The 25,015-nt window shown below is 58.7% G+C and carries 21 protein-coding genes and 1 pseudogene; 6 read left to right on the top strand and 16 right to left on the bottom strand.

The annotated features are described in order from the left end of the window. From nuoC to cspD, 13 genes and pseudogenes are all read right to left on the bottom strand, one after another. Positions 1-1,555, bottom strand: a pseudogene (gene nuoC, locus ACI2KB_RS02465) (NADH-quinone oxidoreductase subunit C/D); the annotation flags it as partial. A gap of 73 nt (positions 1,556-1,628) precedes the next feature. Then, complete coding sequence (locus ACI2KB_RS02460) at positions 1,629-2,303, bottom strand: NuoB/complex I 20 kDa subunit family protein (RefSeq protein ID WP_404631037.1); 675 nt, start codon at positions 2,301-2,303, stop codon at positions 1,629-1,631. 10 nt (positions 2,304-2,313) lie between these two features. Continuing rightward, positions 2,314-2,727, bottom strand: coding sequence for an NADH-quinone oxidoreductase subunit A (locus ACI2KB_RS02455; protein WP_108239282.1), 414 nt, complete (start codon positions 2,725-2,727; stop codon positions 2,314-2,316). A gap of 484 nt (positions 2,728-3,211) precedes the next feature. Beyond that, positions 3,212-4,537, bottom strand: a complete 1,326-nt coding sequence (gene aceA, locus ACI2KB_RS02450) for an isocitrate lyase (RefSeq protein ID WP_404631035.1) — start codon at positions 4,535-4,537, stop codon at positions 3,212-3,214. A 690-nt stretch (positions 4,538-5,227) separates the two neighbouring features. Further along, positions 5,228-6,016 carry a secretin N-terminal domain-containing protein gene (locus ACI2KB_RS02445; RefSeq protein WP_404631033.1) on the bottom strand — a complete coding sequence of 263 codons (789 nt, stop codon included), beginning with the start codon at positions 6,014-6,016 and terminating at the stop codon, positions 5,228-5,230. A 173-nt stretch (positions 6,017-6,189) separates the two neighbouring features. Beyond that, positions 6,190-6,615 (bottom strand): GNAT family N-acetyltransferase, encoded by a 426-nt coding sequence (locus ACI2KB_RS02440; RefSeq protein WP_404631031.1) that lies wholly within the window; start codon positions 6,613-6,615, stop codon positions 6,190-6,192. Continuing rightward, positions 6,608-7,774: a JmjC domain-containing protein gene (locus ACI2KB_RS02435; RefSeq protein ID WP_404631029.1), complete on the bottom strand. Its 1,167-nt coding sequence runs from the start codon at positions 7,772-7,774 to the stop codon at positions 6,608-6,610. The genes ACI2KB_RS02440 and ACI2KB_RS02435 overlap by 8 nt, the downstream gene beginning before the upstream one ends. A gap of 84 nt (positions 7,775-7,858) precedes the next feature. Then, a complete protein-coding gene (gene purB / locus ACI2KB_RS02430) occupies positions 7,859-9,229 on the bottom strand; it encodes an adenylosuccinate lyase (RefSeq protein ID WP_404631027.1) in 1,371 nt (456 codons plus the stop codon). 131 nt (positions 9,230-9,360) lie between these two features. Then, on the bottom strand, positions 9,361-9,981 hold the full coding sequence (hflD, locus tag ACI2KB_RS02425; RefSeq protein WP_404631025.1) for a high frequency lysogenization protein HflD: 621 nt from the start codon (positions 9,979-9,981) through the stop codon (positions 9,361-9,363). Further along, entirely contained in the window at positions 9,981-11,111 is a 1,131-nt protein-coding gene (gene mnmA, locus ACI2KB_RS02420; RefSeq protein ID WP_404631023.1) for a tRNA 2-thiouridine(34) synthase MnmA, read from the bottom strand. The genes hflD and mnmA overlap by 1 nt, the downstream gene beginning before the upstream one ends. A 70-nt stretch (positions 11,112-11,181) precedes the next feature. Next, complete coding sequence (locus ACI2KB_RS02415; protein ID WP_404631021.1) at positions 11,182-11,622, bottom strand: NUDIX hydrolase; 441 nt, start codon at positions 11,620-11,622, stop codon at positions 11,182-11,184. Between the two features lie 183 nt (positions 11,623-11,805). Continuing rightward, positions 11,806-14,031, bottom strand: coding sequence for an NADP-dependent isocitrate dehydrogenase (locus ACI2KB_RS02410; protein WP_404631019.1), 2,226 nt, complete (start codon positions 14,029-14,031; stop codon positions 11,806-11,808). A 599-nt stretch (positions 14,032-14,630) separates the two neighbouring features. After that, on the bottom strand, positions 14,631-14,900 hold the full coding sequence (gene cspD, locus ACI2KB_RS02405; protein WP_404631017.1) for a cold shock domain-containing protein CspD: 270 nt from the start codon (positions 14,898-14,900) through the stop codon (positions 14,631-14,633). Between the two features lie 222 nt (positions 14,901-15,122). Here cspD and clpS point away from each other — a divergent pair, with 222 nt between their 5' ends. Both clpS and clpA read left to right on the top strand, forming a co-directional pair. Continuing rightward, positions 15,123-15,485 carry an ATP-dependent Clp protease adapter ClpS gene (gene clpS / locus ACI2KB_RS02400; protein ID WP_108239270.1) on the top strand — a complete coding sequence of 121 codons (363 nt, stop codon included), beginning with the start codon at positions 15,123-15,125 and terminating at the stop codon, positions 15,483-15,485. A 29-nt stretch (positions 15,486-15,514) separates the two neighbouring features. Then, on the top strand, positions 15,515-17,785 hold the full coding sequence (clpA, locus tag ACI2KB_RS02395) for an ATP-dependent Clp protease ATP-binding subunit ClpA (RefSeq protein WP_404631015.1): 2,271 nt from the start codon (positions 15,515-15,517) through the stop codon (positions 17,783-17,785). A gap of 145 nt (positions 17,786-17,930) precedes the next feature. On the opposite strand, the gene infA is transcribed toward clpA, so the two are convergent. The 3 genes from infA to aat all read right to left on the bottom strand — a co-directional run bounded on the left by infA (position 17,931) and on the right by aat (position 19,694). Then, positions 17,931-18,149 carry a translation initiation factor IF-1 gene (gene infA, locus ACI2KB_RS02390; protein WP_002553999.1) on the bottom strand — a complete coding sequence of 73 codons (219 nt, stop codon included), beginning with the start codon at positions 18,147-18,149 and terminating at the stop codon, positions 17,931-17,933. A gap of 101 nt (positions 18,150-18,250) precedes the next feature. Further along, positions 18,251-18,958, bottom strand: coding sequence for an arginyltransferase (locus tag ACI2KB_RS02385; RefSeq protein WP_404631013.1), 708 nt, complete (start codon positions 18,956-18,958; stop codon positions 18,251-18,253). A gap of 46 nt (positions 18,959-19,004) precedes the next feature. Beyond that, complete coding sequence (aat, locus tag ACI2KB_RS02380) at positions 19,005-19,694, bottom strand: leucyl/phenylalanyl-tRNA--protein transferase (RefSeq protein ID WP_404631011.1); 690 nt, start codon at positions 19,692-19,694, stop codon at positions 19,005-19,007. A 438-nt stretch (positions 19,695-20,132) separates the two neighbouring features. On the opposite strand from aat, the gene ACI2KB_RS02375 reads away from it, so the two are divergent. The 4 genes from ACI2KB_RS02375 (at position 20,133) to crcB (ending at position 24,984) form a co-directional block, all read left to right on the top strand. Beyond that, a complete protein-coding gene (locus ACI2KB_RS02375; protein ID WP_404631009.1) occupies positions 20,133-22,541 on the top strand; it encodes a DNA translocase FtsK 4TM domain-containing protein in 2,409 nt (802 codons plus the stop codon). Positions 22,542-22,617: 76 nt separating this feature from the next. Then, positions 22,618-23,241, top strand: coding sequence for an outer membrane lipoprotein chaperone LolA (lolA, locus tag ACI2KB_RS02370; RefSeq protein WP_404631007.1), 624 nt, complete (start codon positions 22,618-22,620; stop codon positions 23,239-23,241). A 43-nt stretch (positions 23,242-23,284) separates the two neighbouring features. Next, a complete protein-coding gene (locus ACI2KB_RS02365) occupies positions 23,285-24,607 on the top strand; it encodes a replication-associated recombination protein A (protein WP_404631005.1) in 1,323 nt (440 codons plus the stop codon). Beyond that, the gene (crcB, locus tag ACI2KB_RS02360; protein ID WP_404631003.1) at positions 24,607-24,984 is read left to right on the top strand and encodes a fluoride efflux transporter CrcB; all 378 of its coding nucleotides are present in this window, start codon (positions 24,607-24,609) and stop codon (positions 24,982-24,984) included. Before ACI2KB_RS02365 ends, crcB begins: the two co-directional genes overlap by 1 nt. Positions 24,985-25,015: the final 31 nt, after the last annotated feature.

The following is a 25,015-nucleotide window of genomic DNA, read 5'->3' as shown; positions in this document are numbered from 1 at the left end:
GGCACCACGAAACTTGCAGGAAGTGCGTGATCAAGGTTTCGATGTGCTGCAGGGTGCGCTCTTTCGGTGGCGGCGTAGTCAGCGGGTGGTCCGCCTTGTACGGGCCTTCCGGCATGTTGCGCAGGCACTGGTCGATGATCTTGATGCTCTGACGCATCTCTTCGACGCGGACCATGCAGCGATCATAAGCATCGCCGTTGTGGCCCAGCGGCACTTCGAATTCGAAGTTCTCGTAGCCCGAATACGGACGCGCCTTGCGCAGGTCGAAGTCGCAACCGGTGGAGCGCAGGCCAGCACCGGTGACACCCCATTCCAGGGCTTCTTTGGTGTTGTACTGGGCAACGCCGATGGTCCGGCCTTTGAGGATGCTGTTTTTCAGCGCAGCGGTGGTGTACTCGTCCAGGCGCTTTGGCAGCCATTCGACGAAGTCCTTGACCAGCTTGTCCCAGCCGCGTGGCAGGTCGTGAGCGACGCCACCGATGCGGTACCAGGCCGGGTGCAGACGGAAACCGGTGATCGCTTCGATCACGGTGTAAGCGCGCTGGCGGTCGGTAAAGGTGAAGAACACCGGGGTCATGGCGCCGACGTCCTGGATGTAAGTCCCCAGGAACAGCAGGTGGCTGGTGATGCGGAAGAACTCGGCCATCATGATGCGGATGACGTCGACCTTCTCCGGCACCTTGATGCCCGCCAGCTTCTCGACCGAGAGCACGTACGGCAGGTTGTTCATCACGCCGCCGAGGTAGTCGATACGGTCGGTGTAAGGAATGAAGCTGTGCCAGGACTGACGCTCGGCCATCTTCTCGGCACCACGGTGGTGGTAGCCGATGTCCGGCACGCAGTCGACGATCTCTTCGCCGTCCAGTTGGAGCACGATACGGAACGCGCCGTGCGCGGAAGGGTGGTTCGGACCCAGGTTGAGGAACATGTAGTCCTCGTTGGCGCCAGAACGCTTCATGCCCCAGTCTTCCGGACGGAAACGCGCAGCTTCCTCCTCCAGTTGCTGTTTGGCCAGCGTCAGGCTGTACGGGTCGAATTCGGTGGCGCGGGCAGGGTAGTCCTTGCGCAGCGGGTGACCTTCCCAGGTCGGCGGCATCATGATGCGGGAGAGGTGCGGGTGGCCCGGGAAGTCGATCCCGAACATGTCCCACACTTCACGCTCGTACCAGTTAGCGTTTGGCCAGATGCTGGTGACGGATGGCACGCTGAGGTCGCCCTCGGACAAGGCCACCTTGATCATCACGTCACTATTACGCTCTACCGACAGCAGGTGGTAGAACACGGTGAAATCGGCGTCGGGCAAGCCACGGCGCTTGGTACGCAGGCGCTCGTCCACACCGTGCAGGTCGTACAGCATCGAGTACGGCTTGGGCACATTGCGCAGGAACGTGAGGATTTCGAACAGTTTGGCGCGTGCCACCCACAGCACTGGCATGCCAGTGACGGTGGATTGGGCGGTGAACGCTTCGGCGCCAAAACGGTTATGCAGTTCAACGACGACGTCTTGGTCGTCAGCCTTGTAAGGCGGGATGTACAGAGCGGTGTCTGCAGTCATAGGTCTCGATCGCTATCGGTCAACGTACAGAATGAACCCAGGTTCAGGCTTCTTTTTGTAAAAGAAAACTGGATCAGACTTCGTCGGGGCTGCGCAGGTTGGTGACCTGAATACGCTGTTCGCGGCGCTGTTCCTTTTGCGACGGCATTTCGGCGCGATACACGCCTTGGTCACCGACGACCCAGGAAAGGGGGCGACGCTCCTGGCCAATGGATTCCTGCAACAGCATCAGGCCTTGCAGAAATGCCTCTGGACGGGGCGGGCAGCCGGGCACGTAAACATCCACAGGCAGGAACTTGTCCACGCCCTGTACCACAGAGTAGATGTCGTACATGCCACCGGAGTTGGCGCACGAACCCATGGAAATGACCCATTTAGGCTCAAGCATTTGCTCGTAGAGGCGCTGGATGATCGGAGCCATCTTCACGAAGCAGGTACCGGCAACGACCATGAAATCCGCCTGGCGCGGTGATGCCCGGATCACTTCGGCGCCGAAGCGCGCGATGTCGTGGGGCGCCGTGAAGGCGGTGGTCATTTCCACGTAGCAGCAGGACAGACCGAAGTTATACGGCCAAAGGGAGTTTTTACGCCCCCAGTTGACCGCATTGCTCAGGACGTCCGAGAGCTTGCCCATGAAGATGTTTTTGTGGACCTGATCCTCTAACGGATCGGCGACGGTTTCCCGCTCGCCGATGGGGTACTGCTCGTTAGGCGCATCCGGATCGATTCTGGTGAGATTGTATTGCATTGCCAAAGCCTCATTGTTTTAGCTTCGCCTGCCGATTACGACGACCAACGGGAGCCCAATCGAGCGCCCCTACCCGCCATAGGTAGACAAGACCTGCCAACAGAATTGCTATGAAAACGAGAGCTTCGGCGAAGCCGGTCCAGCCGCTTTCGCGGACGGACACAGACCAGGCGTACAGAAAGAGGGCTTCAATATCGAAAATCACGAACAGCATCGCGACCAGATAGAATTTCGCGGAGAGCCGCAGGCGGGCGCCGCCTGTAGGCAGCATGCCGGATTCGAACGGTTCGTTCTTGCTGCGACCCCAGGCTTTGGAACCGAGCAGGCTGGAGAGGCCAAGCATGAAGGCACAGAGGCCGATGACGCCCAAAAGGAAAATGGCGAAGCCCCAGTTGTGGGCAATCAAACCTGTCGATTCGGACATGCTGGCAATCCTTAACAGAGAGCAACGGTCTCTGAGCTTGAAAAGAGAAAGAGGCAGTGACGATATGTCGCAGTGCGATCAATTCCGGGATTTTATGTGCAAAAACAGAGCAAGTAAATTTTCTACATCAAATTTATTCACGGGATTAATGAGCCAGGTCACGGTTTCGGTTACCTAGCCCGCATGGCACGGGGATTAGCGCCAATTTTGTTAATTATGTTTCCTGTAAAGGGTAATGAAAGTTGAGCGAGAGAAATGATAATTAATATCATTTGAGACGTCTTTGGGTGTGCTTTTGTGGAAATAGCGAAGTTGACATTAATGCGTTCGTCAAATGAAGGATTTCACCGCGTCGCATTTAATTAACTTTCGTAGGCCGATTTGCCGTGGCTATCGACTAATGACCTACTACTTAGGTAGGTCATTAAAATGCTCCAGACGACAGAGGCCGCCCATTGGGCGGCCTCTGTCGTTGCGGTGTCATTCAGTGAAACTGTTCTTCTTCGGTCGAGCCGGTCAGCGCGGTGACCGAGGACTGGCCACCCTGGATGACGGTGGTCATGTCATCAAAGTAGCCAGTGCCCACTTCCTGCTGGTGCGCAACGAAGGTGTAGCCCTTGGCGGCGTCAGCGAACTCCTGCTCTTGCAGCTTCACGTAGGCGGTCATGTCGTTGCGGGCGTAGTCATGCGCCAGGTTGAACATGCTGTGCCACATGTTGTGGATGCCCGCCAGCGTGATGAACTGATGCTTGTAGCCCATGGCCGATAGCTCGCGCTGGAATTTGGCGATGGTGGCGTCGTCCAGGTTCTTCTTCCAGTTGAAGGAAGGCGAGCAATTGTAGGACAGCAGTTGGTCCGGGTACTCCTTCTTGATCGCTTCAGCGAAGCGGCGGGCCTCGTCCAGATCGGGCTTGGCGGTTTCGCACCAGATCAGGTCCGCGTATGGCGCGTACGCCAGGCCGCGAGCGATGGCCTGATCCAGACCGGCACGCACTTTATAGAATCCTTCAGGGGTGCGAGTGCCGGTCACGAACGGTTTGTCGTACGGGTCGCAATCCGAAGTCAGCAGGTCAGCGGCGTTGGCGTCAGTGCGGGCCAGGATGATGGTCGGCACACCGGCGACGTCCGCTGCCAGGCGCGCGGCGATCAGCTTCTGTACGGCTTCCTGGGTCGGAACCAGTACCTTGCCGCCCATGTGGCCGCATTTCTTCACTGAGGCCAGTTGGTCTTCGAAGTGCACACCGGCAGCGCCTGCCTCGATCATGCTTTTCATCAGTTCGTAGGCGTTCAGTACTCCACCGAAGCCGGCTTCGGCGTCGGCAACGATCGGTGCGAAGTAATCGATGTAGCCGTCGTCACCCGGGTTCTTGCCTGCTTTCCACTGGATCTGGTCCGCGCGGCGGAACGAGTTGTTGATGCGCTTGACCACGGTCGGAACCGAGTCCACCGGGTACAGCGACTGATCGGGGTACATCGACTCGGCAGAGTTGTTGTCCGCAGCCACTTGCCAGCCGGACAGGTAGATCGCCTGAATGCCCGCCTTGACTTGCTGCACGGCCTGGCCGCCGGTCAGGGCGCCCATGCAGTTGACGAAATCCTTGTCGGGACGAAAGGACGGCCTAGCGCCTTGAGTCACGAGATTCCACAGTTTTTCAGCGCCCAGTTTGGCGAATGTGTGCTCTGGCTGAATCGAGCCACGCAGGCGGACGACGTCAGCAGCGGAGTAGGTGCGGGTCACGCCTTTCCAGCGTGGATTCTCGGCCCAGTCTTTCTCGATGGCTGCAATTTGTTGTTCGCGTGTCAGTGCCATGGGGTAAACCTCGTCGCTTGGTTTTGTGGGTCTTGCCGGTCTTGTGGCGAAGCTCTGGGTTCTGCCAGCGCCTTTAAGGTTTCTTCAAGGCGCACTTAGGGGTGCTCACTGAATCGGAAAGCATGAGGTTGCGGGTCTGGATTGTTTTCGCCTTCACGGTGGTGAAGCGACGACGCTGCCTTTTGGGCGAAAAGACGTTAATTGACTTGATCTTGTAGATATCAAGCTCGATCCAGAGGCTTTCTGTGTTGCCCCTGATCAGTGAGTGCGAGGCCATCATGCCTCGGCATTTTTGCGCCGTCAAACACTTTGTAGTGATTATTTTATGGCACTACATCTTTTGTCTAATACGACTCATCAGTCAGTTTCGGGCCTAAGGGTGCTGGAACGGGGGAGTCCGCAGTAATACTGGGTGGTCACGGGGGTAGGAGTGGGTATGTAGTGGATTTTTTGGCACTACATAATCATCAGGAGTGAGCGCAATCCGTGTAGGAGCGCACGAGCCGTGCGAGGCCGCGATCGGCTGCGCAGCAGTCGTAGATCGGGTGATGGTGATGGGTCAGAAGTATCGGGGATTCAGGATTTGCTGCCGCTTCGGTCGGGCGCGACCCCGGGCCGATCGCGGCCTCGCGGGGCTCGTGCGCTCCTACGAGGCTGAGTGCGGTTGTCAGGTTGTCGTTAGGGTTGGGTTCAGTCCAGACTATCGACCTTCACCCGCAAGGTCATGTCATCACGCCCTTGTGTGGAATAGCGTCGGGTGACGCCTTGTTCATCGGCATGGGACTGATCGCTGACGCCCGCCAGGGTGATCCACTCACCCAATCGCCCGCTCACTTGGGTATCCGTGCTCTGCACCTTGATCGCATCGGCCTGTTGCTGGCTCATGCGGTCGTTGTTGGTGCTGATGCTCAGATGAACGATGTCGCCTGTGATATTGGCCGTGACGTAAAAACCCCGGGTCACGTTGCGGTACTGAGTGTTGGTCTGCGCATAGCCGTAGGAATCGGTCTGCACATTGGTGATCGGAATGCTTTGGCCCACCTGAATCAGCGCCGGAGTGCCCTCATTGGCCTGCACTTGCTGCGTGCCGCCGTCGCGACTGGCGGTACCGTAATTGATGATCCGGGTCTTGCCATCGGCGCTGATGCGCCCGTTTTGCGAACGAACGGTGCCGTTGACCGAATAGCCTTGGTCGCTCTGAATGGCATTGTCGCTGGTGTCGACCGTAATCAGCAGGCGTTTCGCCGCGACATCCAGTTGTGAAAGCAGGCCTTTGAGTTCGCTGATCTTGCCGGGTTCTGCGTTGACGATGAGTTTGTTGCCATACGCGTTGACATTGCCTTCGCTGCCCAGAAAGGCTTTGACAGTAGGCATCAAATCGTCGCTGGTTCGGTAATTCAGGGGGATGACTTCGGTGGCGGCAACGGCCGTGAAGCTGCAAGCCAACAGCGCAGAAGCAAGCAGGGTGCGTAACGACATCGGTGTGATCTCCGCGAAGGGGCGTATCAAGGGGCTCAGTTTGCCAGCATGTCAGGCCATTTTGTCGGCCTGGGCACGCGCAAATTGAATCGCAGACAGCAGAACGCCCCGAGTTTCCGTTCAGCATAGTCAACTGAAGGGTCAGCAACGGGGCGTTCGGTCACTCGGTGGTCTCAGCGCGAGCTGCGGACCATGTCGACGTGGGGCAGGCCGGCTTCGAGGAACTCTTCACTGACCACAGTGAAGCCCGAGCGCTCATAGAACGCTGTCGCATGCACCTGCGCGCTGAGCTTCTGCTCCTTCAGGTCGCGATTTTCCGCTTCGGTAATGACGGCTTTGAGCAGTGCATCGCCAACCTTCAACCCGCGCCAGTCCTTGAGCACCGACAGTCGGCCGATTTCGCCGTCCGGCAACAGGCGCGCCGTGCCGATTGGATAATCGCCTTCCAGTGCCAGGAAGTGCAGTGCGCCTGCATCTTCGGCGTCCCACTCCAGTTCGGGCGGCACCGATTGTTCAGCAATGAACACGGCTTCGCGAATGCGCCGGATGTCGGCGTTGTCTTTCTGCCAGTCGGCTACCCGTACGTGGATCTTATTCATCAGCAAACCCCAGACTTCCTTGTTTCACCAGTTCGCAGAGCAGGCTGCGGCCATCGTCATCGGCCAGCCATTTGCCCAGATTGTCCATATGCAGTGCATCGGCCGCACAGATCAGTTTCAACAGCTCGCGCAGACGACCGGGCAGCAGGCGGCTCTGGCCGCTGGCGAACAGCAGCAGGTCTTCATCGACTTCCGACCAGGCCAGGCGTGCGCTCGGGTTGCGAATCAGAATGGCGCCTTGTTCCATACTGTCGAGCAATTCGGCTTCATCCAACTCGGGGCCGGTGACCATTTCCGGGTAGCGCGGCTCGGTCATGAACTGGCCGAACCAGGTCAGCAGCAAGCGCTCGTCACCCATGTGCTCAGCCAACAGCGCCTTGAGGCGATCAAGGGCGTCGCGCTGGATCTGATGCGGATCGCTCACCGGCTGCGCGTCGGCGTCGGTGTAACGCTCTTCGTCCGAGATGAACTGGCTGAGGAAATCGGTGAAGTGGGTCAGCACTTCGGCTGCGCTCGGGGCGCGGAATCCGACCGAGTAGGTCAGGCAGTCATCGACGGCAACGCCCCAGTGGGCCAGGCGTGGCGGCAGATAAAGCATGTCGCCCGGCTCCAGCGTCCATTCGTCGCTGCCCTGGAAATCCGCGAGAATGCGCAGGTCGGCGTGCTCGATCAGCGGGCTGTCGCTGTCGCACATCTGGCCGATTTTCCAGTGGCGTTTGCCGTGACCTTGCAGCAGGAACACGTCGTAGTTGTCGAAGTGCGGACCGACGCTGCCGCCAGGTGCGGCGTAGCTGATCATCACGTCGTCAATGCGCCAGCTTGGCAGAAAGCGAAATTGCTCCAGCAGCTCGGCGACTTCCGGGACGAACTGGTCGACCGCCTGTACAAGCAGGGTCCATTCGGTTTCCGGCAGTTTGCTGAATTCATCTTCCTCGAAGGGGCCGCGACGCATTTCCCATGGGCGTACGCCGTTTTCGAGGATCAGGCGCGATTCGACTTCTTCTTCCAGCGCCAGGCCTGCCAGTTCGTCCGGATCGATCGGGCTTTCGAATTCCGGAATGGCCTGGCGAATGAGCAGGGGCTTTTTCTGCCAGTAGTCACGCAGAAATTCGCGCGCGGTGATGCCGCCAAGCAACTGAAGAGGAATATCAGGATTCATGTGTAACCTATTGAAAAAAGGTATTTTTCAGGCCGCAATAAAAACGCCCGGCTCGGCCGGGCGTTCAGAGCGGGTGCCGTCAGATCAGATGCGCCGGGCTTGTGCCACAGCGTTGCCGATGTAGTTGGCCGGGGTGAGTTTCTTCAGCTCGGTCTTGGCTTCGGCAGGCATGTCCAGACCATCGATGAAGGTCAGCAGCGCTTCCGGGCTGATGCCTTTGCCGCGCGTCAGCTCCTTGAGCTTCTCGTACGGGTTCTCGATGTCATAACGGCGCATGACGGTCTGGATCGGCTCGGCCAGGACTTCCCAGCAAGCGTCCAGATCAGCCGCGATGCGTTGCTCGTTCAGCTCCAGTTTGCCGATGCCTTTGAGGCTGGCTTCGTAGGCAATCACGCTGTGAGCGAAGCCCACACCGAGGTTGCGCAATACGGTGGAGTCGGTCAGGTCGCGCTGCCAGCGGGAGATTGGCAGTTTGCTCGCCAGGTGCTGGAACAGTGCGTTGGCGATGCCCAGGTTGCCTTCGGAGTTTTCGAAGTCGATCGGGTTGACCTTGTGCGGCATGGTCGAGGAGCCGATTTCGCCCGCGACGGTCTTCTGCTTGAAATAGCCCAGGGAGATGTAGCCCCAGATATCGCGGTCGAAGTCGATCAGGATGGTGTTGAAGCGTGCGATCGCGTCGAACAGCTCGGCGATGTAGTCGTGCGGTTCGATCTGCGTGGTGTACGGGTTGAACGTCAGGCCCAGTTCGTCTTCGATCAAGGCGCGGGCGTTGGCTTCCCAGTCGATGTCCGGGTAAGCCGACAGGTGTGCGTTGTAGTTGCCGACGGCGCCGTTGATCTTGCCCAGCAGCGGAACGGCGGCCACTTGAGCGATCTGACGCTCCAGTCGGTAAACGACGTTGGCCAGTTCTTTGCCCAGGGTGGTTGGCGATGCAGGCTGGCCGTGGGTGCGGGACAGCATCGGCACGGCGGCGAAACGGATCGCCAGCTCGCGGATCGATTCGGCGATCTGGCGCATCAGTGGCAGCAGCACGGTGTCGCGGCCTTCGCGCAGCATCAGGGCGTGGGACAGGTTGTTGATGTCCTCGCTGGTGCAGGCGAAATGGATGAATTCGCTGACCTTGGCCAGTTCCGGCAATTTGGCCGCCTGCTCTTTGAGCAGGTATTCGATCGCCTTGACGTCGTGGTTGGTGGTGCGTTCGATTTCTTTCACGCGCTCGGCGTGTTCCAGCGCGAAGTCATCGGCCAGTGCGTTCAGGATCGCGTTGGCTTCGGCGGAGAACGCCGGGACTTCGGAGATTTGCGGGTGAGCCGCCAGGCGCTGAAGCCAGCGAACCTCGACGAGGGCGCGGAAACGGATCAGGCCGTATTCGCTGAAAATCGGGCGCAGGGCCTGGGTTTTACCGGCGTAGCGGCCGTCTACTGGGGAAACCGCAGTGAGCGAAGAAAGCTGCATGGGGTGCTCTCGGACAGTCGGGCTTTGAGAAGGGCGCGTATCATACATGAAAAAACGGCGCCGCCGAGGCTGGATCGCCGTTGTGAATCGCGCAATGGGTATAACGAAGGTCGTTTGCGCAGCGCTGGCAGTCAGCCGTGCATCAAGGGATACAATTCTTTCAATAACTTGCGACGGCTGATGACCAGTTGCCAGCGGTGACCGCCCACTTGTCGCCAAAGTCGCGCGCAGCGAATGCCGGCCAGCAGCAGGGCGCGAATTTTCGAGGCGTTGTTGGGTTGTTGCAGGTTACGCATGTCGCCGTGAACCTGAATTCGCTGGCGCAACGTGCTGAGGGTGTCCTGATACAGCGCACCGCTCGCGGCGATCACGTTTTCGTGAACGATGCCGAAGTGCTCGACCTGAGACTTGATTTGTGGCAGGCGCTTGCCAATGGTGTCGAGCATGTCGTCACGCTTGGACAGTTGGCGCTCCAGACCCAGCATCGCCAGGGCGTAGCGCAAGGGTTCGCGTTGCAGGGTGCCTGGGTCGCGTTCAAGAGCGCTGGCGAGGGCGCGATAGCCCTCGCGCAGATTCAGGTCGTCACCGCCAAACACGTCCAGCGTGTCCTTGGGGTCCATCACCAGCAGACTGCCCAGCAGGCAGCCGACAGCCGCTTCGCTGGCCTGGCCGGTCTTGGCGATCCGGTCTACCAGCACGGCGGCCTGAAACACACCGCCCAGGGCGGTCAATTGCTCTTGAATCGGACTCATCAACGAGGGTCCTTGCTGTGCCAGGGTTCGGCGATTTCGATCACGCCACCGCCCAGGCAGACTTCGCCATCGTAGAACACCACGGACTGGCCGGGTGTCACGGCGCGTTGCGGTTCATCGAAGGTGGCGCGGTAGCCGGTGGCGGTGCGTTCCAGCGTGCAGCTCTGATCACTTTGGCGGTAGCGGACCTTGGCGGTCAGTTTGCGCGGAGTGCTCAGATCGATCGGGTTGACCCAATAGATATCCGAGGCGAGCAGGGCGCGGGAGAACAGCCACGGATGATCATTGCCCTGGCCGACGATCAAGTGGTTGTTGATCAGATCCTTCTCCAGCACGTACCACGGTTCATCGCCGGCATCTTTCAGACCGCCGATCCCCAGGCCCTGACGCTGGCCGATGGTGTGGTACATCAGGCCCGCGTGGCGGCCGATGGTCTCGCCTTCAGTGGTCTTGATCTCACCCGGCTGTGCGGGCAGGTACTGTTTGAGGAAGTCGGTGAAGCGACGTTCGCCAATGAAGCAGATTCCGGTGGAGTCTTTCTTCTTGGCGGTCGCCAGCTCGTACTTCTCGGCAATGGCGCGCACTTCCGGCTTTTCCAGCTCGCCGACCGGGAACAGGGTCTTGGCGATCTGCTCGCCTGCCACCGCGTGCAGGAAGTAGCTCTGGTCCTTGTTCGGGTCCAAGCCTTTGAGCAGTTCGGTGCGGCCATCGATGTCGCGACGACGCACGTAATGACCGGTGGCGATCAGGTCGGCGCCGAGCATGAAGGCGTAATCGAGGAAGGCCTTGAACTTGATCTCTCGGTTGCACAGGATGTCCGGGTTCGGCGTGCGGCCAGCCTTGTACTCTTCAAGGAAGTGCTCGAAGACGTTGTCCCAGTATTCGGCGGCGAAATTCACCGTGTGCAGCTTGATACCAATGCGGTCGCACACGGCCTGGGCGTCCGCGAGGTCGTCCATGGCGGTGCAGTATTCCGTTCCGTCGTCTTCTTCCCAGTTCTTCATGAACAGGCCTTCCACCTGATACCCCTGCTCCATGAGCAGAAGGGCGGAGACCGAAGAATCCACGCCGCCGGACATGCCGACGATGACGCGTTTCTTTTCTGGATTGGAAAAGGCTGAATCAGACATAGGGTTTCGATGGGTAGTCTGGAAAAGGACGCGATTCTATCAGGGAGTCGGCGCCAAGGCTAAAAGCTATTCAGTTGCGTATTACATCCAGGCTGTGGAGCGGGCCTGCGAGGTAGTCGTCCACGCACTCCAGTACCAGATGGCTGCGCCAGCGTTCGGGTTGGCTGGCCAGTTCCTCACGCGTGAACCATGGCGCGCCGACAATGCCGGTGTCCAGTGGGCGGTCAGGGTGATGTTGGACGGTTTTGGCGGCCAAGCAGACGCGCTGGTACGTCACGCCATTGCTGGGCGCGGTGTAAAGGTAAATGCCGACTACACCGGTCAGTTCAACGTCCCAGCCAGTTTCTTCCAGTGTTTCGCGGACGGCCGCTTCGCGCAGGGTTTCGTTGGCTTCCAGATGGCCGGCGGGCTGGTTGAGTACGAGTTTGTTGTTTTTCGATTCTTCGACGAAGAGAAAGCGGCCGTTGTCTTCGACGATGGTGGCGACAGTGATGTGGGGTTGCCAGGTCATGAGTGGATCTCCTGTCCGCACGACCCTCTGTAGGAGCACGGCTTGCCTGCGGTAGCGATCTTGAATACGCCGCCGGCAAGCCGGACTGCTCTAGGGGAAGTCGAGCGACTGATAAAGAAAACCCCGGCACATGGCCGGGGCTCTTCTGTTGCGTTCAGCGCGCTAACGCCGATCCGGCAAGCCTTACTTCAGCGAATTGATCGCGTCGTTCAGGGTCTTGCTCGGGCGCATGGCTTTGCTGGCCAGTTCTGGCGTGGCGAAGTAGTAACCGCCGATGTCCAGAGGCTTGCCTTGCACGCCGTTCAGCTCGGCGACGATGGTCGCTTCGTTATCGGCCAGCGCTTTGGCCAGTGGGGCGAACTTGGCTGCCAGGGCTGCGTCTTCGGTCTGGGCTGCCAGGGCTTGTGCCCAGTAAGTGGCCAGATAGAAGTGGCTGCCGCGGTTGTCGATGCCGCCCACTTTGCGCGATGGCGACTTGTTGTTGTCCAGGAACTGGCCGGTGGCCTTGTCCAGGGCAGTCGCCAGTACCAGCGCTTTCGGGTTGTTGTAGACGTTGCCCAGGTGTTCCAGGGAGGCGGCCAGTGCCAGGAATTCACCCAGCGAGTCCCAGCGCAGGAAGTTTTCTTCGTTGAGCTGTTGAACGTGCTTCGGTGCCGAACCGCCAGCGCCGGTTTCGAACAGGCCACCGCCGTTCATCAGTGGAACGATCGACAGCATCTTCGCGCTGGTGCCCAGTTCCATGATCGGGAACAGGTCGGTCAGGTAGTCACGCAGTACGTTGCCGGTGACCGAGATGGTGTCCTTGCCAGCGCGAATGCGCTCCAGGGAAACCTTCATCGCTTCGACTGGCGACTTGATGGTGATGTCCAGGCCGGTGGTGTCGTGATCTTTCAGGTACTGCTCGACCTTCTTGATCATCACCGCGTCGTGGGCGCGTTTCGGGTCCAGCCAGAAGATGGCCGGGGTGTTGCTCAGGCGCGAACGGTTGACGGCCAGTTTGACCCAGTCCTGGATCGGCGCGTCTTTGGTCTGGCACATGCGCCAGATATCGCCGACTTCAACGTTCTGCTCCATCAGGACCTGACCCTTGTCGTCGGTGACGCGAACGACGCCGTCGGTTTCGATCTGGAAGGTCTTGTTGTGCGAACCGTACTCTTCGGCTTTCTGCGCCATCAGGCCAACGTTCGGTACGCTGCCCATAGTGGTCGGGTCGAAGGCGCCGTGTTTCTTGCAGTCTTCGATGACCGCCTGATAGATGGTGGCGTAGCAACGGTCCGGGATCAACGCCTTGGCGTCTTGCAGCACGCCATCGTTGTTCCACATCTTGCCGGAATCACGAATCATCGCAGGCATCGAGGCGTCGACGATGACGTCGCTCGGCACGTGCAGGTTGGTGATGCCCTTGTCGGAGTTGACCATCGCCAGAGGAGGGCGGGTCGCGTAAACGGCTTTGACGTCCGCTTCGATCTGCGCTTGCTGGTCGGCTGGCAGGTCTTTGATGCGGGCGTACAGGTCGCCGATGCCGTTGTTCAGGTTGAAGCCGATTTCTTTCAGGACTTCAGCGTGTTTCTTCAGCGCGTCCTGGTAGTACTCGGCAACGATCTCGCCGAACATGATCGGGTCGGAGACCTTCATCATGGTGGCTTTCAGGTGGACGGAGAACAGCACGCCCAGTTTCTTGGCGTCTTCGATCTCTTTGGCCACGAAGGCGCGCAGGGCTTTCTTGCTCATGACCGCGCAGTCGATGACTTCACCGGCCAGGACCGAAGTCTTGTCTTTCAGTACGGTGGTGCTGCCGTCTTTGCCGATCAGCTCGATCTTTACGGCGCCCGCCGCAGCGATCAGTGCCGATTTCTCGCTGCCGTAGAAGTCGCCGCTGTCCATGTGTGCCACGTGGGACTTGGAGTCGGCTGCCCAGGCGCCCATTTTGTGCGGGTGCTTGCGCGCGTAGTTCTTGACCGAGAGTGGAGCGCGACGATCGGAGTTACCTTCACGCAGAACCGGGTTCACGGCGCTGCCCTTGACCTTGTCGTAGGCGGCACGGGCAACCTTGTCGGCTTCGGTGACGACTTCATCCGGGTAGTCCGGAACGTCGTAGCCCTTGGCCTGCAGTTCCTTGATGGCTGCTTTCAGTTGCGGTACCGAGGCGCTGATGTTCGGCAGCTTGATGATGTTGGCTTCTGGGGTGGTCGCCAGTTCGCCCAGCTCGGCCAGATCGTCGGAAACCTTCTTGTCGCCCAGGCGCTCGGGGAAGCCGGCCAGGATACGAGCTGCAAGAGAGATGTCACGGGTTTCGACGGTGATGTCGGCGGAGGCGGTGAACGCTTCGATGATGGGAAGCAGTGAGTAGGTGGCGAGGGCAGGAGCTTCGTCGGTGAAGGTGTAGATGATCTTCGAGCGGTTGGACATTTTTCGGAATACTCTCTTCTTTGCTGAGCGTACACAAAATTTCGAGATGCGCAGGGTAGGCACTTTCGCCCAGATATCAATGAGCCGAAAGTCGAGAATTTCGTCGCGTGATATGGGGTGCATCAGTCGAGCGTCAAGCGGTTGAACCCCGGTAAGAGTTCAGCCTGTCGAGGGCTGAAAGTCTCGTTTCAGATGGCTTGGCCCCCAATGACCCTATGGTCACCGGCGGCGAGTATACCACCGGTCCCGGCCATTAATACGATAGTAGTGTGAACGCTTGACACTCGCGTTGATCGATTCAGCCTCCAGGTCGCTACGCCAGAAAATCCGCAAAACCTTGAAGCCCGCGTCTTACGGGGCCTGCGGCAGACTGTCGCAGTCGTTCAAGCGTAGTGAAGGGCTGTCGAACCGCAAGTCGATTTTCGACTAAAGGAGCATTCTTTCGTCTCTGTGCTCAGGTGCGAGCCAGATGAGTGTCTTTGCGAGCCTGCGGGAAATACGCTGATAAAAAGAAGGGAATGAGCGTGTAGGGCAAAAAAAACCGGTCAGTCCCGGATGGACTTGACCGGCTTTCAGGTCTCGCGCTTGAACGGTCCGGCTCAGGCGTGATCTTTGCTGTGTTCGTGCTGCGGGTGTTGCTGATGAGCGTGCTCTTTAGTGGCCGCAGGCTGTCCGCTGATTTTCACCGCGTGCATGCCTTTGGGACCCTGGATGATTTCGAATTGAACCGGCTGGCCCGCCTTGAGCGTTTTGTATCCGTCCATTTCGATCGCCGAGTAATGAGCGAACAGGTCCTCGGACTTGCCGTCTTCAACGATGAAGCCATACCCCTTGGCGTTGTTAAACCACTTGACCTTACCGCTTAGCATAGTCACATCCCTCTGCAAAGGACTCCGATGGGAGTATCATCACCTCTCATCCGCCGGACCTAAAAAATTTTGGTTGACTGCGCGGACCCTTTTTACCCAATGTGGGTTCTATTGTTTGTAACACCGTTTAGCCGTTAGTCAAGGTCATGCGACGGTCCAATCGATAACGTGCATGATCATGACCAATCTATTTAATTTCGTCCCCAACGAACCTTCTTTACCATGCATGCAATGAGCAAGATTCGACTAACATTCAATCAGGATGACTCGCAGCCTCACGATGACGAGGCGGCGGGCATCGCGGTACAGGAAGCCAAGCCGATATTGCAGGTGCCACCGATGTACAAGGTGGTTTTGTTCAACGATGACTACACCCCGATGGATTTCGTTGTTGAAGTGCTGGAGGTGTTTTTCAACCTGAATCGTGAGCTGGCGACCAAGGTCATGCTGGCCGTCCATACAGAGGGACGGGCAGTGTGCGGATTGTTTACCCGCGACATCGCCGAGACCAAGGCAATGCAGGTCAACCAATACGCCAGGGAAAGCCAGCATCCGCTACTCTGTGAGATCGAGAAGGACGGTTAACGCCGGACACTTGGGTATGAGGTGAAGCTATGTTAAACCGTGAGCTCGAAGTCACCCTCAATTTGGCTTTCAAGGAGGCTCGCTCCAAACGTCATGAGTTCATGACCGTCGAGCACCTTCTGCTGGCCCTATTGGACAATGAGGCTGCCGCCACTGTTCTGCGTGCCTGCGGCGCAAACCTCGACAAACTCAAACACGACCTTCAGGAGTTCATTGACTCCACCACGCCGCTGATCCCCGTGCATGATGAGGATCGCGAGACCCAGCCGACCCTGGGCTTCCAGCGCGTATTGCAGCGTGCCGTGTTTCATGTACAGAGCTCCGGCAAGCGTGAAGTCACGGGCGCCAACGTGCTGGTGGCGATTTTCAGTGAGCAGGAAAGTCAGGCCGTATTTCTGTTGAAACAGCAGAGCGTGGCCCGCATCGATGTCGTCAACTATATCGCCCATGGTATTTCCAAGGTGCCGGGGCATGGCGATCACTCTGAAGGTGAGCAAGATATGCAGGATGATGAGGGCGGCGAGTCTTCTTCTTCGGGCAATCCTCTGGATGCCTATGCCAGCAACCTGAATGAACTGGCTCGTCAGGGCCGCATCGATCCTCTGGTCGGTCGTGAGCTGGAAGTCGAGCGTGTCGCTCAGATTCTCGCGCGTCGCCGCAAGAACAACCCGTTGCTGGTCGGTGAGGCCGGTGTCGGTAAAACCGCCATCGCCGAAGGGCTTGCCAAACGCATCGTCGATAATCAGGTGCCAGACCTGCTGGCCAGTAGTGTCGTCTACTCGCTGGATCTGGGCGCCTTGCTGGCCGGGACCAAATACCGTGGCGATTTCGAGAAGCGCTTCAAGGCGTTGCTCGGAGAGTTGAAAAAACGCCCTCACGCCATCCTGTTCATCGACGAGATCCACACCATCATTGGTGCCGGTGCTGCGTCAGGCGGGGTGATGGACGCCTCTAACCTGCTCAAGCCGTTGCTGTCGTCGGGAGATATCCGCTGCATCGGCTCGACCACGTTCCAGGAGTTCCGTGGCATCTTCGAAAAAGACCGTGCGCTGGCGCGTCGTTTCCAGAAAGTCGACGTCACCGAGCCTTCGGTCGAAGACACCATCGGTATTCTGCGTGGCTTGAAAGGCCGTTTCGAGCAGCATCACAACATCGAATACAGCGATGAAGCCTTGCGTGCCGCTGCTGAGTTGGCGTCGCGCTATATCAATGATCGCCATATGCCGGACAAGGCGATTGACGTGATTGACGAGGCGGGCGCCTTCCAGCGTCTGCAACCGGCCGACTTGCGCGTCAAGCGCATTGATGTTGCTCAGGTCGAAGACATCGTGGCGAAGATCGCGCGGATTCCACCAAAACACGTCAACAGTTCCGACAAGGAATTGTTGCGCAATCTGGAGCGCGACCTCAAGTTGACCGTGTTCGGTCAGGATGCGGCCATCGATTCGCTGTCCACGGCGATCAAGTTGTCCCGTGCCGGTCTGAAGTCGCCTGACAAGCCTGTCGGTTCGTTCCTGTTCGCAGGTCCGACCGGTGTCGGTAAAACCGAGGCTGCGCGTCAGTTGGCCAAGGCGCTGGGAATCGAGCTGGTGCGTTTCGACATGTCCGAGTACATGGAGCGTCACACCGTTTCGCGTCTGATCGGTGCGCCTCCGGGGTATGTCGGGTTCGATCAGGGCGGTCTGTTGACCGAAGCCATCACCAAGCAGCCGCACTGCGTACTGTTGCTCGATGAGATTGAAAAGGCGCATCCGGAAGTCTTCAACCTGCTGCTGCAGGTGATGGACCACGGTACGCTGACCGATAACAACGGTCGCAAGGCGGACTTCCGCAACGTGATCATCATCATGACCACCAATGCCGGTGCCGAAACGGCGGCGCGTGCTTCGATCGGCTTCACCCATCAGGACCACTCGTCCGATGCGATGGAAGTCATCAAGAAGAGCTTTACGCCAGAGTTCCGCAACCGTTTGGACACCATCATTCAATTTGGTCGCCTCAGTCACGAGGTCATCAAAAGTGTGGTGGACAAGTTCCTCACCGAACTTCAGGCGCAGCTGGAAGACAAGCGGGTTCAACTCGATGTGTCCGACGCGGCAAGAAGTTACCTGGCCGAGGGTGGTTACGATGCGGCAATGGGCGCCCGCCCGATGGCGCGTCTTATCCAGGACAAGATCAAGCGTCCGTTGGCCGAGGAAATCCTCTTTGGCGAGTTGTCCGAGCACGGCGGTGTGGTGCACATCGACTTCAAGGACGGCGAGATCACGTTCGAGTACGAAACCACGGCGGAAATGGCCTGACGTTTCGATGCAACACAACAAAAAGGCGCCGATGGCGCCTTTTTGCTGTATTGCGAACCCGTATCCTCCTACCATGCGTAGCTGCTTACAAATTGTGGACAAACAAAAACGCCCGGCATATGCCGGGCGTTTCTGTCGTAGCCTGTTAGCGAGCGCGGTAGGTGATGCGCCCTTTGCTCAGGTCATACGGCGTCAATTCAACGCGGACCTTGTCGCCGGTCAGAATGCGAATGTAGTTCTTGCGCATCTTGCCGGAGATGTGCGCGGTAACGACGTGCCCATTTTCCAACTCCACACGGAACATGGTGTTGGGCAGGGTGTCGACGACAGTGCCTTCCATTTCGAAGCTGTCTTCTTTCGACATGCAGTAAAGCCCTCGGTATCCAATGAATGGCCCGGTGCAAACGGCAGCCGAGCAAAAGCGGGCTGCATTGTGCCCGAAAAGTGGGGTTCACGCCAAGGGATTCAGTAAAGAGTGACCCATCTTTGATTGGTCAGCAGCTCAATGGGGCGATATTGGGTCTTGTAGTTCATCTTTTTGCAGTTTTTGATCCAGTAACCCAGGTAAACCGCATGCAGTTGCAGACGTGCTGCTTCGGCGATTTGCCAGAGGATCGCGTAGCGTCCCAAGCTACGGCGTTCTTCGGACGGCTCATAAAAGGTGTACACCGCCGACAGACCGTTGGGCAGCAAATCAGTCACGGCGACGGCGAGCAGTCGGCCTTCGGCCCGGAATTCGTAAAAACGGGCAAAGGGCAGGTCACGGACCAGAAAGGTGGAAAACTGTTCACGGCTGGGCGGGTACATGTCGCCATCGGCATGACGTTGCTCGATGTAGCGCTGATAGAGGTCGAAGTATTCTTCGCTGAAATGCGGCTTGGCGCTGGTGACTTCGATGTCGGCGTTGCGTTTGAAGATGCGTTTCTGTTGGCGGTCAGGCACGAACAGGCCGACCGGAATGCGCGCGGGCACACAGGCGCTGCAATTCTGGCAGTGCGGTCGATAGAGATGATCGCCACTGCGACGGAACCCCATGTCGGAAAGGTCGGCGTAGACCTGCACATCCATGGGCTGGCTGGGATCGAGAAACAGCGTGGTGGCCTGTTCCTCGGGCAGGTAGCTGCAGGAGTGGGGTTGAGTGGCATAAAACTTAAGCCGCGCCAGCTCGGTCATGATCAACCCTCGAGAAAACGTTAGCTAAGAGTGTATGCCAGCCGACTCAAACTCGCCTAGGTAACCAGTCGGCGGAGTTTGTCAGATCCAGATGTTTTTTCAGGTAGTGGGCAAAGGTATTTCGAGAAATCGAGCGCGCGCCCAGACTTTGCAAGTGTTGAGTCGGCATCTGGCAGTCGATCATCACGAAGCCCCATTGCTTCAAATGTTCTACCAGGGTGGCAAAACCTGCCTTGGACGCGTTGTCTGCCCGGCTGAACATCGATTCACCGAAAAACAGTTGCCCCATCGCCAGGCCGTAAAGCCCGCCAACCAGTTCATCCTTATCCCAGACTTCAACGCTGTGGGCGTAGCCTCGGGCGTGCAGTTCTATATAAGCAGCCTGCATCGAGCCGGTGATCCAGGTCCCGTCAGCGTAGGCGCGAGGCTCGGCACAGGCGCGAATCACGGCAGGAAAATCCTCATCGAAGGTCACCCGATAGCGTTGTTGGCGCAGGAGTTTGCGCAAGCTTCGGGAGACGTGCAGTTCATCGGGGAACAGGACCGTGCGCGGATCCGGCGACCACCAGAGAATCGGTTGCCCTTGCTGATACCAAGGAAAACAGCCGTGACGATAGGCCTGAATCAATCTGTCTGCCGACAGGTCGCCGCCGCCCGCCAGCAAACCGTTGGGCTCGCGCAGCGCTTTTTCCAGGGGCGGAAATTCGAGTGTTTCGCGTTGTAACCAGGTCAGCATGGGATTCCAGCTTGGCGAGAGGGGAGGGGAGTGCGCCCAAGTGTGCAACTACGGCGCGTGATTGCGGTCACACGCGGTTGACCGGCGCTGGATTGTGTAAAGACAGGCAAGTTCGTTCCGTTCACTGGAGTCATGGCCATTCGACAGTTCTGTTACGGGGTAAAAGCACGTCATAAGCCTTTGTCAGCAAAGAAAATGCATGCTCAAATCAGCCATTGTCATCGGCGCTTGAAGATCGGCAAGGTCCACGCCAGACTATCGTGGCGTGCAGCGTGCAATTCCGTACAATGCCCGATGTTGTTTAACCTCATTTCAAATCACCTGTCGAGCGTGTATTCAACGCCATCATGTCAGGGACCGGTTTGCGCTATTTCGTCAATGCAGTCGTATATAGTCAACCCTTAGATGTTCGCGCCAACGCGCAGGAATTGAAGCGTTTTGAAGAAATCCACCGCAGCACCCAGCCCCGTTCCGCTCTGGCGGCAGCATTTGCACTACCGACTCAAGGAAGGTGCGCTGATCGCATTCGGCTTTTTGTGCCTGTACCTGATGATGGCCCTGTTGACCTACGATCAGACCGATCCAGGCTGGAGCCACACCAGCAGCTCCTTGCAGGTGCAGAACGCTGCCGGTCGTGCCGGAGCGTTCGCCGCCGACATTCTGTTCATGGTTCTGGGCTACTTCGCCTACATCTTCCCGATGCTGCTGGGCGTGAAGGCGTATCAAGTCTTCCGCCAGCGGCACGAACCGTGGCAATGGAGCGGCTGGCTGTTTTCCTGGCGCATGATCGGTCTGGTGTTTCTGGTACTGGCCGGTGCGGCGCTGGCGCACCTGCATTTCCATTCCATGTCCGGGTTGCCGGGTTCCGCAGGCGGTGTGCTGGGCGAGGTTCTGGGCGATCTGGCCAAGCGTGCGCTGAACGTGCAGGGCAGCACCTTGCTGTTCATTGCCCTGTTTCTGTTCGGGCTGACCATCTTCACCGACCTGTCGTGGTTCAAGGTGATGGACACCACGGGCAAGATCACCCTCGACCTGTTCGAGCTGTTCCAGGGCGCGATCAACCGCTGGTGGGCCGAGCGCAACGAACGCAAACGGATGGTCGCCCAATTGCGTGAAGTCGACCTGCGTGTCGACGAGGTCGTGGCGCCGGTCGTGCCGGATCGCCGCGAACAGGTCAAGGCCAAGGAGCGCATCATCGAGCGCGAGCAGGCGCTGACCGAGCACATGACCGCTCGAGAGAAGCACGTTCCTGCCGTCATCGCCCCTGTTCAAACCCGCCCGCCGGAACCCAGCAAGCGTGTGCAGAAAGAGAAGCAGGTGCCATTGTTCGTCGACAGCGCCGTGGAAGGCACGCTTCCGCCGATCTCCATCCTCGACCCGGCGGAAAAGAAGCAGCTCAACTATTCGCCCGAGTCCCTGGCCGCGGTCGGCCATCTACTGGAAATCAAGCTCAAGGAATTCGGCGTCGAGGTTTCGGTGGATTCGATTCACCCTGGCCCGGTCATTACTCGTTATGAAATCCAGCCAGCGGCGGGCGTCAAAGTCAGTCGCATCGCCAACCTTGCCAAAGACCTGGCCCGTTCTCTGGCCGTGACCAGTGTCCGCGTGGTCGAGGTGATTCCGGGCAAGACCACCGTGGGTATCGAGATTCCGAACGAAGACCGTCAGATCGTGCGCTTCTCCGAAGTGCTGTCGACCCCGGAGTACGACAACTTCAAATCCCCGGTCACCCTGGCGTTGGGTCATGACATCGGCGGCAAGCCGATCATCACCGACCTGGCCAAGATGCCACACTTGCTGGTGGCCGGTACCACCGGTTCCGGTAAGTCGGTGGGTGTGAACGCGATGATCCTCTCGATCCTGTTCAAGTCGGGGCCGGATGACGCCAAGCTGATCATGATCGACCCGAAAATGCTCGAACTGTCGATCTACGAAGGCATTCCTCATTTGCTGTGTCCTGTCGTGACCGACATGAAAGACGCTGCCAACGCCCTGCGTTGGTCGGTGGCAGAAATGGAACGTCGCTACAAGCTGATGGCCAAGATGGGGGTGCGTAACCTGTCGGGCTTCAACCACAAGATCAAGGAAGCGGAAGACGCCGGTACCCCGATTCCGGACCCGCTGTATCACCGCGAAAGCATCCACGACGAAGCGCCGCTGCTGACCAAGCTACCGACCATCGTCGTGGTGGTCGACGAATTCGCCGACATGATGATGATCGTTGGCAAGAAGGTCGAAGAGCTGATCGCGCGTATCGCCCAGAAGGCGCGTGCTGCCGGTATCCACCTGATTCTCGCGACCCAGCGCCCGTCGGTTGACGTGATCACCGGTCTGATCAAGGCCAACATTCCGACTCGAATGGCGTTCCAGGTGTCGAGCAAGATCGACTCGCGGACCATCATCGATCAGGGCGGCGCCGAGCAGTTGCTGGGGCACGGTGACATGCTCTACATGCCGCCCGGTACCAGCCTGCCGATCCGTGTGCACGGCGCGTTCGTCTCCGACGACGAAGTGCATCGCGTGGTCGAAGCCTGGAAACTGCGTGGAACGCCGCAATACAACGACGACATTCTCAATGGCGTCGAAGAGGCGGGCAGTGGCTTCGAAGGTGGCGGCGGTGGTGGCGGGGACGGCGATGACGCCGAAACCGATGCGCTGTACGACGAAGCGGTGAATTTCGTGCTGGAAAGCCGTCGTGCCTCGATCTCCGCCGTGCAGCGCAAGCTGAAAATCGGCTACAACCGCGCCGCGCGCATGATCGAAGCCATGGAAATGGCCGGCGTCGTGACCGCCATGAACACCAACGGCTCGCGGGAAGTGATTGCGCCAGCCCCCATGCGTGATTGACACTTCCATTCATGACACATGACTGGATGGCGCCCGAGGGCGCCGTCCGTCTTAATCGACCCCAAAGAGGACTCCCATGCGTCTTATCCGCATGTTGTTGGTATCTGCACTGGCTTTTTCCGCTCTTCCGGCCCACGCCGACAGCAAGGACGTGGCGCGCCTGACCCAACTGTTGGAAAACTCAAAGACCCTGAGCGGTCGTTTCTCGCAGATTTCCCTCGACGGTAGTGGCACCCAGATGCAACAGACCGAAGGTGACATGACGCTGCAACGTCCGGGGCTGTTCTACTGGCACACCGATGCGCCGCAGGAGCAAACCATGGTCTCCGATGGCCAAAAGGTCACCCTGTGGGACCCGGATCTGGAGCAGGCGACGATCAAGAAGCTTGATCAGCGTCTGACGCAAACTCCTGCGCTGCTGCTTTCCGGTGATGTTTCAAAAATTAGCGAAAGCTTCGACATCACCGCCAAGGAAGCAGGCGGGGTGATTGATTTCACGCTCAAGCCCAAATCCAAGGACACGCTGTTCGATAACATGCGACTGTCGTTCCGCAACGGTGTGATCAACGACATGCAGTTGATCGACAGCGTCGGCCAGCGCACTAACATCCTGTTCACCGGTGTTAAGGCCAACGAGCCGGTGCCAGCGAGTAAATTCCAGTTCCAGATTCCGAAGGGCGCTGACGTCATTCAGGAATAAGCGCCTGCAGCGTCCTTAGGAACACAAGGTAAGAGCGTTATTGATGGACCTGTTCAGCAGCGAACCGATTGCCCAGCCTCTGGCCGCGCGTCTACGGGCGACCAACCTGGACGAGTACGTCGGTCAACAGCACCTGCTCGCCCACGGCAAGCCCTTGCGTGAAGCGCTGGAGCAGGGTGCGCTGCATTCGATGATTTTCTGGGGGCCGCCCGGCGTGGGTAAGACCACGCTGGCGCGTTTGCTGGCGAAAGTCTCTGATGCGCACTTCGAGACCGTTTCTGCGGTGCTGGCAGGGGTCAAAGAGATTCGTCAGGCGGTCGAGGTTGCCAAGCAGCAGGCCGGGCAATATGGCCGTCGGACCATTCTGTTCGTTGACGAAGTTCATCGCTTCAACAAGTCTCAGCAGGACGCGTTTCTGCCCTATGTTGAAGACGGCACGCTGATTTTCATCGGCGCGACCACCGAAAATCCGTCGTTTGAGCTGAACAATGCGTTGCTCTCAAGGGCGCGGGTGTATGTGCTCAAGAGCTTGGATGAAGCGGCGTTGCGCCAGTTGGTTGATCGCGCGCTCACCGAGGAGCGAGGATTGGGTAAACGCCACTTGAGTGTGGGTGACGAGGCGTTCAAGACGTTGCTGGCCGCCGCCGACGGCGATGGCCGCCGCATGCTCAATCTGCTGGAAAATGCGGCGGATCTTGCCGAAGACGACAGTGAAATTGACCCCGAGTTGTTGCAAAGCCTGCTGGGCGACAGCCGCCGCCGTTTCGACAAGGGCGGCGAGGCGTTCTACGACCAGATATCCGCCTTGCACAAATCCATTCGTGGCTCGAACCCCGACGCTGCGCTGTACTGGTTTGCGCGGATGATCGACGGCGGCTGCGATCCGCTGTATCTGGCGCGTCGCGTGGTGCGCATGGCCAGCGAGGACATCGGCAACGCCGACCCACGCGCGCTGCCGTTGTGCATGTCGGCGTGGGACGTGCAGGAGCGCCTCGGTAGTCCGGAAGGCGAGTTGGCGGTGGCCCAGGCCATCGTCTATCTGGCCTGCGCACCGAAAAGCAACGCCGTGTACATGGGCTTCAAGATGGCCATGCGCGAAGCGACCGAGTTCGGTTCGCTGGAAGTGCCGCTGCACCTGCGCAACGCGCCGACCAAACTGATGAAGCAACTGGGTTATGGCGAAGAGTATCGCTATGCTCACGATGAGCCGGAGGCTTATGCGGCCGGTGAAGACTACTTCCCGCAAGAGTTGGAACCCCGCCAGTATTACCAGCCGGTGCCCCGTGGCCTTGAGCTGAAGATCGGCGAAAAACTCAAACACCTGGCCGCCCTTGATCGCGCCAGTCCTCGTCAGCGGAGAAAGTAGTGATTCAGTTGATTCTTGCTGTGTCCGCTGGGGGCGTGGCTGGTACATTATTGCGCTTCGCCACCGCCAACGTTGTGGCTGCGAACTGGCCGCGGCATTTCTACACCGCGACGCTGGCCGTCAACCTGGTGGGCTGCTTGCTCATCGGCTTTCTGTACGGGCTGTTCCTGATTCGCCCGGACGTGCCGATCGAGCTGCGTGCTGGCCTGATGGTGGGTTTTTTAGGCGGATTGACGACGTTTTCGTCCTTTTCGCTGGACACGATACGTCTGCTGGAAAGCGGTCAGGCGCCTTTGGCCATTGGCTATGCCCTGATCAGCGTCCTCGGCGGCCTGCTCGCGACCTGGGCAGGCCTGTCGCTGACCCGAATTTTATAGTTTCTATTTTCATAGCCCCGAATACCTAAAA

Source organism: Pseudomonas sp. NPDC088444, from assembly GCF_044900175.1.
Classification (GTDB): Bacteria; Pseudomonadota; Gammaproteobacteria; order Pseudomonadales; family Pseudomonadaceae; genus Aquipseudomonas.
The sequence above is the reverse complement of the archived record's forward strand: the minus strand, read 5'-3'. Positions and strand labels throughout refer to the sequence as shown.